The sequence below is a fragment of the Brachybacterium sp. HMSC06H03 genome (assembly GCF_001807385.1).
In the GTDB taxonomy this organism is placed as follows: Bacteria; Actinomycetota; Actinomycetes; order Actinomycetales; family Dermabacteraceae; genus Brachybacterium; species Brachybacterium conglomeratum.
In genome coordinates this window covers 1-9,503 of sequence record NZ_KV788755.1, presented here as the reverse complement: position 1 = coordinate 9,503, position 9,503 = coordinate 1, and the positions used below count along the sequence as shown (strand labels likewise).

The 9,503-nt window shown below is 72.4% G+C and carries 7 protein-coding genes; all 7 read left to right on the top strand.

All coding sequences use genetic code 11. The features are described 5' to 3' along the window. Window positions 1-880 (top strand): bifunctional diaminohydroxyphosphoribosylaminopyrimidine deaminase/5-amino-6-(5-phosphoribosylamino)uracil reductase RibD (gene ribD, locus HMPREF3159_RS06945; protein ID WP_070500322.1); only part of this gene is annotated, 880 nt, incomplete at its 5' end. 17 nt (window positions 881-897) lie between these two features. After that, a complete protein-coding gene (locus HMPREF3159_RS06940; protein ID WP_070500321.1) occupies window positions 898-1,536 on the top strand; it encodes a riboflavin synthase in 639 nt (212 codons plus the stop codon). Further along, window positions 1,533-2,882 (top strand): 3,4-dihydroxy-2-butanone-4-phosphate synthase, encoded by a 1,350-nt coding sequence (gene ribB / locus HMPREF3159_RS06935; protein WP_070500319.1) that lies wholly within the window; start codon window positions 1,533-1,535, stop codon window positions 2,880-2,882. Before HMPREF3159_RS06940 ends, ribB begins: the two co-directional genes overlap by 4 nt. Further along, a complete protein-coding gene (gene ribH, locus HMPREF3159_RS06930; RefSeq protein WP_070500317.1) occupies window positions 2,879-3,361 on the top strand; it encodes a 6,7-dimethyl-8-ribityllumazine synthase in 483 nt (160 codons plus the stop codon). Before ribB ends, ribH begins: the two co-directional genes overlap by 4 nt. 422 nt (window positions 3,362-3,783) lie before the next feature. After that, window positions 3,784-5,943, top strand: coding sequence for a DNA topoisomerase (ATP-hydrolyzing) subunit B (gene gyrB / locus HMPREF3159_RS06925; RefSeq protein ID WP_141748113.1), 2,160 nt, complete (start codon window positions 3,784-3,786; stop codon window positions 5,941-5,943). A gap of 86 nt (window positions 5,944-6,029) precedes the next feature. Further along, window positions 6,030-8,894, top strand: a complete 2,865-nt coding sequence (gyrA, locus tag HMPREF3159_RS06920; RefSeq protein WP_070500316.1) for a DNA gyrase subunit A — start codon at window positions 6,030-6,032, stop codon at window positions 8,892-8,894. Between the two features lie 3 nt (window positions 8,895-8,897). Further along, window positions 8,898-9,452, top strand: coding sequence for a DUF3566 domain-containing protein (locus tag HMPREF3159_RS06915; protein ID WP_062946907.1), 555 nt, complete (start codon window positions 8,898-8,900; stop codon window positions 9,450-9,452). Window positions 9,453-9,503 lie beyond the last annotated feature (51 nt).

Genomic DNA, 9,503 nt, shown 5'->3' with positions numbered 1-9,503 from the left:
GCAGCTGCCGGGCGCCGCCGCGACTCTGCGCGGCGCGACGGCAGTGGTCACCCTCGAGCCCTGCGACCACACCGGTCGCACCGGCCCCTGCACCGAGGCGCTCCTCGAGGCCGGGATCGCCCGCGTCGTCGTCGCCCGGCGCGACCCGAACCCGCAGGCCGCAGGCGGCATCGACCGCCTGCGCGCGGCCGGGGTCGAGGTCGTGGACGACGTCCCCGCCGAGCTCGCCGCCACCGCCGCGGCCCTGAACCGAGGCTGGGAGCACGGCCTCGTCCATGCCCGGCCCCTGGTCACGGCGAAGACCGCACTCACCCTCGACGGGCGCGCCGCCGCCGCCGACGGCACCAGCCAGTGGATCACCGGCCCTGCCGCCCGCGAGGAGGTCCACCGGCTGCGCACCACCTGCGACGCCGTCCTGGTCGGCACCGGCACCGCCCGCAGCGACCGCCCGACGCTGACGGCCCGTCGGCCGGACGGGACCCTCCACCCCCGCCAGCCGCTGCGCGTCGTGATGGGCACCTCCGAGGTGGAGGACCTGCCCGTCGTCGACGGGGCCGGCGAGGCGCTGCACCTGCCCACCCGCGATCCGTCGGCCGCGCTCGCGACGCTCTTCGACCGCGGGATCCGGCACGTGCTGCTCGAGGGCGGGCCCACCCTCGCCGCCGCCTTCCTCCGCGCCGGGCTCGTCGACGAGCTGATCGTGCACCTCGCCCCCACCCTGCTCGGCGCCGGCCGTCCCGGCGTCGCCGACCTCGGGATCACCACCCTCGCGCAGCGGCTCGACCTCGAGCTCACGGACGTCGCCCCGCTGCCCACGCCGGGCGGCGGGAGGGACCTCCGCCTCACCCTCCGCCCCCGCATTACTCCCACCCCGGGCTGACCAGGAAGGACACCACCATGTTCACCGGAATCATCGAGGAGCTCGGCACCGTCGAGGTCCTCGACCTCGGCGCCGACCCCGCCGCCCTGCGGATCCGCTCCCCGCGCGTGCTCGAGGGCATCGCGCTCGGCGACTCGATCGCCGTCAACGGCTGCTGCCTCACCGTCACCGCCGTCGTCGGCGAGGCGTGGAGCGCCGACGTCATCGCCACCACCCTCGCCGCGACCACGCTCGGCACGCTCCGCCCCGGCGACCGCGTGAATCTCGAGCGCTGCGTGCGGGCCGACGGCCGCCTGGACGGGCACATCGTGCAGGGCCACGTCGACGGCGTCGGCGAGATCCTCTCCCGCGACGAGCAGGAGGGCACCACCCTGCTGCGCCTGCGCCTGCCGGGCGGCCTCGCCCGCTACGTGGTGCCCAAGGGCTCCCTCGCCGTGGACGGGGTCAGCCTCACCGTCGCCGCGATCGATGGCGACGAGGTCACCATCGGCCTGATCCCCGAGACCCTCGAGCGCACCACGCTGGGCACCCGCGCCGTCGGCGAGGGGGTGGACCTCGAGGTCGACGTGCTCGCGAAGTACGTCGAGAAGCTCACCGCCGGTCTGCTGCCCGCGCGCGCCCCGGAGGCCGTGACCGGGACGGAGCAGGGACGATGACCGGTCTGCGCCTGGATCCCGTGCCCGCCGCGATCGCGGAGATCGCCGCCGGCAGGCCCGTCGTGGTCGTGGACGACGAGGACCGCGAGAACGAGGGCGACCTCATCCTCGCGGCCGCGACCGCCACCCCCGAGCAGGTCGCCTTCGCGGTCCGGCACTCGAGCGGGCTGCTGTGCGCGCCGATGAGCGCCGAGCGGGCCGACGCCCTCGAGCTGCCGCTGATGGTCGCCGAGAACGCGGACCCTTTCCGCACCGCGTACACGATCACGGTCGATGCGGCTGACGGGGTCACCACCGGCATCTCCGCCGCGGACCGGGCCCGCACCCTCACTGTCCTCGCCGATCCCGGCTCCGTCCCGACCGACCTGATCCGGCCCGGGCACGTGCTGCCGCTGCGGGCGAGGGCCGGCGGGGTGCTCGAGCGGCGCGGCCACACCGAGGCCGCCGTGGACCTCACACGGATGGCAGGTCTGCCCGCGGTCGGGATGATCGTCGAGCTCGTCCACGACGACGGCACCATGCAGCGCGGCCCAGCGCTGCGCGCCTTCGCCGACGAGCACGGCCTGGCGATGATCTCGATCGAGGACCTCGCCGCGCACCGGCGGGAGATCGGGGAGGCGGCGGCGCCGCTCACGCCGGCAGCGCCGTCCACCGCACCGGCCGACCCGTCGTCGGCCGCGTCGGCCGGGCCGGTCCCCGCCCTGCTCGAGTTCACCGAGGCGGTGCCGCTGCCCTCGGCCCACGGCGCCTTCCGCGCCCTCGCCGTGCGGGAGGGCACGGCAGAGCACCTGGTGCTCGTGGCCGGGGACGTCACCGGGGAGGAGCCCGTGCTCACGCGCGTCCACTCCGAATGCGTGACCGGCGACGTGATCGGCTCGCTGCGCTGCGACTGCGGGCCCCAGCTGCACGAGTCCCTCGCCCGGATCTCCGCCGCCGGCTGCGGCGTGCTGGTGCTGCTGCGCGGGCACGAGGGCCGCGGCATCGGCCTGGTCCAGAAGCTGCGCGCGTACGCCCTGCAGGACGCGGGCCGCGACACCGTCGAGGCGAACCTCGACCTCGGGCTTCCCGTGGACGAGCGCAGCTTCGCCGCGGTCCCGCGGATCCTCGAGCACCTCGGCGTCGGCGCGATCGACCTGCTCACCCACAACCCCGAGAAGGCCGACGCCCTGCGCGCCGGCGGCACGCGCGTGCACCGGGTCCTCGACCTCGAGGCCCACCCCACTCCCGAGAACCTCGCGTATCTCACCACCAAGCGGGACCGGCTGGGCCACCACCTGACCGGGCTTCCCGCGCTCGATCCCACCACTACCACCACCCCTGTCACGACCCCCGGAGGAACCTCATGAGCGGCCACGGCGCCCCCACCCCGCAGATCACCGCCCGCCCCGACGCCCGCGTCGCGATCGTCGCCGCGTCCTGGCACGAGGAGGTGATGGACGGTCTGGTCGCCGGCGCCCTGCGCGCCTGCGCCGAGGCCGGCATCGACCGACCCACCCTGGTGCGCGTGCCCGGCTCCTTCGAGCTGCCCGTGGTCGCGGACCGCCTCGCCCGCAGCCACGAGGCCGTGATCGCCCTCGGCGTCGTCATCCGCGGCGGCACCCCGCACTTCGACTACGTCTGCTCCGCGGCGACCGACGGGCTGAACCGGGTGTCCCTCGACCACGGCGTCCCCGTCGGCTTCGGGCTCCTGACCTGCGACTCCGACGAGCAGGCGCGGGATCGGGCCGGCCTGCCCGGCTCGGTGGAGGACAAGGGGCACGAGGCGGCCGCGGCGGCGCTCGCCACCGCCGAGGTGCTCGCGGGGCTCCCGGACGCCGCCCGCTGAGCCCCGTTGCGGGACGCCTGAGTGCGGACATCCCAGGCGCGCCTGTGCCGCCTCCGGACCCCCTCGGGCGTACCCGCCCCCATCCGAGGCTCCCGGAGCGCGTTGAAGAGGCCGTCACGGAGCGTCTGGGATGCATCCAGCGTCGCGTCGTCCACAGGGACGGGGCGTCGAATAGGCCCAGCACCCGTTCTCCGATAGAATGACGGCGGTTCGGCCGACGTCGACCGGGGTCGAAGCAGCCCGGTCACCTCGATGCCGTCGGCCCGATCGCCGAGGCCTGCGGGTGCCGTTCGCGCGCGTGCGCGAGGAGCTCCTGCGGATCCTGCACGCGTCGGGCCGCAGGGACACCGCCGCACGGTGCCGCCGGACCACCCTCGGTCCGTCCGACCGAGGGACGACCGGACTGCGAGGAGCCACATCAGGTGAGCGACAGCGACCGCCCCATGCCCGACCAGGACCTGCCCGAGGGCACCTCGGACCCGTCACCGGGAGCGGACGGCGCAGCACCGGCCCCCGAGGCGGCGACGTCCCCCGCGGCCCCGGCGCCGACCACCGCGGGCGAGAAGGCGGCCCGTGCGCCCGAGCACTACGAGGCCTCGGACATCACCGTCCTCGAGGGCCTCGAGGCGGTCCGCAAGCGCCCCGGCATGTACATCGGCTCCACCGGTGAGCGCGGCCTGCACCACATGGTCCAGGAGATCGTCGACAACTCCGTGGACGAGGCGATGGCCGGCCACGGCGACACCATCGAGGTCACCCTCCTCGCCGACGGCGGCGTGCGCGTCGTCGACCACGCCCGCGGCATCCCTGTGGACATGCACCCCACCGAGAACAAGCCCGCCGTCGAGCTGGTGCTCACCGTGCTGCACGCCGGCGGCAAGTTCGGCGGCGGCGGCTACGCCGTCTCCGGCGGTCTGCACGGCGTCGGCTCCTCCGTGGTCAACGCCCTCTCCGTCCGCATGGAGGTCGAGATCCGCCGCCAGGGCCACGTCTGGCGCCAGGCCTACGCCCGCGGCGTCCCCGTCGCCCCGCTCGAGAAGGGCGAGGAGACCGACGAGACCGGCACCACCATCACCTTCTGGGCCGACGGCGAGATCTTCGACTCGACCGTCTACGACTTCGAGACGCTGCGCAAGCGGTTCCAGCAGATGGCCTTCCTCAACAAGGGCCTGCGCATCACGCTGACCGACGAGCGCGCCGACGAGGCCGAGGAGGACCAGGAGGTCGACGTCGAGCTCGAGGCCGAGAAGGCCGAGCAGGGCGAGACCTCGGGCGGCCCCCGCACGGTCTCCTACCTCTACGAGCGCGGCCTGCAGGACTTCGTCGAGTTCATCAACTCGGCCAAGCGCGCCGAGGTGATCCACCCCGACATCATCTCCTTCGAGTCCGAGGACACGGACGCGAAGATCTCCGTCGAGGTCGCGATGCAGTGGACCGGCGCCTACACCGACTCCGTCCACACCTACGCCAACACGATCAACACCCACGAGGGCGGCACCCACGAGGAGGGATTCCGCTCCTCGCTCACCTCGATCGTGAACCGCTACGGCCGCGCCCAGGGCCTGCTCAAGGAGAAGGACGCCAACCTCACCGGCGAGGACATCCGCGAGGGCCTCACCGCGGTGATCTCCGTGAAGCTCGGCGAGCCGCAGTTCGAGGGCCAGACCAAGACCAAGCTCGGCAACACCATCGCCCGCACCTTCATGGTCAAGGTGATGACCGACCAGCTCACCGACTGGTTCGAGTCCCACCCGAACGAGGCCAAGGCGATCGTGCTGAAGGGCCAGGCCGCGGCGATGGCCCGCGAGGCGGCCCGCAAGGCCCGCGACGCGACCCGTCGGAAGTCCCCGCTGGAGACCGGCGGCATGCCCGGCAAACTGCGCGACTGCTCCTCGCGCAACCCCGCCGAGTCCGAGATCTTCATCGTCGAGGGCGACTCCGCCGGCGGCTCCGCCGTGCAGGGCCGCGACCCGCGCACCCAGGCGATCCTCCCCATCCGCGGCAAGATCCTGAACGTGGAGAAGGCGCGGCTGGACCGGGCGCTGGACAACCAGGAGGTCCGCTCGCTGATCACCGCCTTCGGCACCGGCATCGGCGAGGACTTCGACGCGACCAAGCTGCGGTACCACAAGATCATCCTGATGGCCGACGCGGACGTCGACGGCCAGCACATCTGCACCCTGCTGCTGACGCTGCTGTTCCGCTACATGCGGCCGCTGATCGAGCTGGGCCACGTGTTCATCGCGATGCCGCCGCTGTACCGCCTGAAGTGGTCCAACGCCCCGCACGAGTACGTCTTCAGCGACGAGGAGCGCGACGAGCGCCTCGCCGCCGGTCAGTCCGCCGGGCGCCGCATCCCCAAGGACAACGGCATCCAGCGCTACAAGGGCCTGGGCGAGATGGACTGGAAGGAGCTGCAGTCCACCACGATGGACACCGCCACCCGGACCCTCAAGCAGGTCACTGTCGACGAGGCCGCCGACGCCGACACCATCTTCTCCGTCCTGATGGGCGACGACGTCGAGTCCCGGCGCCGCTTCATCCAGGAGAACGCCAAGGACGTCCGCTTCCTCGACATCTGAGCGGGCCCCGGGGCGGCGCCGACCCCTCTCGCGCGCCCCCGGGACCCCCACGACCCACCGGCCCCACCCGAAAGGCCCTCCCCGCCATGAGCGACACCCCGAACGACCCCACCGGCCCCGAGGACGACCAGCCGTCGGCCGAGACCCCGACCCCCGCCGAGAGCGCCGGGATCGGCGGTCAGGAGATGCCCGAGGGCTCCAGCGAGCTCTCGGCCGACGAGGCGGCCTCCCGCACCGTCACGCTCGTCGATCCCCTCGACGAGGACGAGGTCGACCGCATCACCCAGGTCGACCTCAACCAGGAGATGCAGCGCTCCTATCTCGACTACGCGATGAGCGTCATCGTCTCGCGCGCCCTCCCGGACGTGCGCGACGGCCTCAAGCCCGTCCACCGCCGCATCGTCTACGCCATGTACGACGGCGGCTACCGCCCCGACCGCTCCTTCTCCAAGTGCGCGAAGGTCGTCGGCGAGGTCATGGGCAACTACCACCCCCACGGCGACTCCGCGATCTACGACGCGATGGTCCGACTGGTCCAGCCCTGGAACATGCGCTACCCGCTGATCCTGGGCCAGGGCAACTTCGGCTCCGCCGGCGACGACGGCGCGGCCGCCCCCCGGTACACCGAGTGCAAGATGGCGCCGCTGGCCCTCGAGCTGGTCCGCGACATCGAGCAGGACACCGTGGACATGCAGGGCAACTACGACAACACCGTCGACGAGCCCTCCGTCCTCCCCGCCCGCTTCCCGAACCTGCTGGTCAACGGCTCCGCCGGCATCGCCGTCGGCATGGCCACGAACATCCCGCCGCACAACCTGCGCGAGGTGGCCGACGCCGTCCAGTGGCTGCTGACGAACCACGAGGCGACCAAGCCCGAGCTGCTCGAAGCGTGCATGAAGTTCATCAAGGGCCCCGACTTCCCCTCCGGCGCCACGATCGTGGGCACAGACGGGATCGAGGACGCCTATCGCACCGGCCGCGGCTCCATCACCCAGCGCGCCGTCGTCTCCACCGAGGAGATCAACGGGCGCATGGCGCTCGTCGTCACCGAGCTGCCCTACCAGGTCAATCCCGACAACCTCGCCCGCAAGATCGCGGAGATGGTCAAGCTCGGCAAGATCCAGGGCATCGCCGACATCACCGACGAGACCTCCGGCCGCACCGGCCAGCGCCTGGTCATCACCCTCAAGCGCGACGCCGTGGCGAAGGTGGTGCTGAACAACCTCTACAAGCACACCCAGCTGCAGGAGAACTTCTCCGCGAACATGCTCGCCCTCTCCGGCGGCGTGCCCCGCACCCTCTCGATCGACTCCTTCGTGCGCGAGTGGACGAAGCACCAGATCGACGTCATCGTGCGTCGCACGAAGTTCCGCCTGAAGAAGGCCGAGGAGCAGATCCACGTCTACCGCGGCTACCTCAAGGCGCTGGACGCGCTGGACGAGGTCATCGCGCTGATCCGCCGCTCCCCGGACGTCGACGAGGCCCGCACCGGGCTGATGGACCTGCTCGAGATCGACGAGATCCAGGCCAACGCCATCCTCGCGATGCAGCTGCGCCGCCTGGCCGCCCTGGAGCGCCAGAAGATCATCGAGGAGCACGACCGGCTCCAGGCCCTCATCGAGGAGTACCGGGCGATCCTCGCCGACCCGGCGCGGCAGCGGCAGATCGTCTCCGAGGAGCTCGGCGAGCTGGTCGACAAGTACGGCGACGACCGTCGGACCCAGATCCTCCCCTTCCACGGCGACATGTCTATGGAGGACCTCATCCCCGAGGAGGACGTGGTCGTCACGATCACGCGCGGAGGCTACGTCAAGCGCACCCGCGAGGACCAGTACCGGGCCCAGAAGCGCGGCGGCAAGGGCGTGCGCGGCGCGTCCCTGCGCGAGGACGACGTGGTCGAGCACTTCTTCACCACGACCACCCACCGCTGGCTGCTGTTCTTCACCAACCAGGGCCGGGTCTACCGCGCCAAGGGCTACGAGCTGCCCGAGGCGCCGCGGGACGCGAAGGGCCAGCACGTCGCGAACCTGATGGCCTTCCAGCCCGACGAGCACATCGCCTCCGTGCTCGCGATCGACTCCTACGAGGACGCCGAGTACCTGGTGCTCGCCACCGAGTCCGGCCTGGTCAAGAAGACGGCGATGACCGCCTTCGACTCCAACCGCACCGGCGGCATCATCGCGATCAACCTGCGCGACGTCGACGGCATCGACGGCACCCGCCCCGACCGCGTCATCGCCGCCCGCGCCGTGAACGGCGACGACGAGCTGCTGCTCGTCTCCCGCAACGGCCAGAGCGTGCGCATGCCCGCCGCGGACGACGTGCTGCGCCCGACGGGCCGCGCCACCAGCGGCGTCACCGGCATGAAGTTCCGCCACGACGACCAGCTGCTGGCGATGGACGTGGTGCGCCCCGGCACCTTCGTGGTCACCGTGACCGACGGCGGCTTCGCCAAGCGCACCAGCATCGACGAGTACCGCCTCCAGGGCCGCGGCGGCCTGGGCATCCGCGTCGCGAAGCTGCCCGACGACCGCGGCCACCTCGCCGGCGCCGCCGTCGTCGAGGAGACCGACGAGCTGCTGGTGGTGATGGAGCGCGGCCGCGTGGTCCGCTCGAAGGTCTCCGAGGTGCCGCCGAAGGGCCGCACCACCATGGGCGTCACCTTCGCCAAGCCCGACAAGGGCGACCGCATCCTGCTGGTCACCACCGGGCCGGAGAGCGAGCTCGACGAGGACGAGGCCGAGGCGCCGGTCCTCGAGGACGCCGGCGACGGCGGTGAGGGCTCCGCGGACAGCGCGGCGAGCCCCGCCTCGGCCGACGAGGCCGGAGGCGAGGAGGATGTGGAGATCTCCGACACCGCCGCCTCCGCGACCGAGGACGGGCAGGGCGATGCTCTAGGCTCTGACGAGTTCGAGACCTCGCCCGACGACGCAGACCAGAACGAGGAGTGACCCGTGAGCACCAGTGACTCCAGGACCGGCACCGGGAAGACCGACGCCGCCGAGTCCACCTCGAAGCTCCCGGCCTTCGACAGCGCCTCCTCGCCGTCGGAGCAGGGGCTCGGCTCCGGCAAGGGCTCCGCGGCCCGCGGCGCGAGCCGCAGCCCGAAGAAGTCGGCACCGGCCGGCGGCGCGGAGAAGGAGCGCCGCGGCCCGCGCCGGGTGCGCCTGACGCTGGCCCGCCTGGACCCGTTCTCGGTGATGAAGCTGTCCTTCCTCGTCGCGATCGCCGTCGGCATCGCGACCGTGATCGCGGTCGTGCTGCTGTGGAACCTCGTCGAGGCGATCGGCCTGTGGGGAAAGATCGACCAGCTGGGCCGCGACCTGAACGGCGGCAACCCGCTGCCCTTCATGGAGTTCTTCAGCTTCTCGAAGATGACCAGCTACGGGACCATCGTCGCGGTGGTGAACGTCGTGATCATCACCGCGCTCGGCACCCTGGGGGCCTTCCTCTACAACCTCGTCGCCGCGCTGCTGGGCGGGCTGAAGATGACCTTCACCGACGAGTGAGCCGGCGGGCGGCCGGGCGGACACATGCCCGCCCCGTCGCCGCCCGCCCCG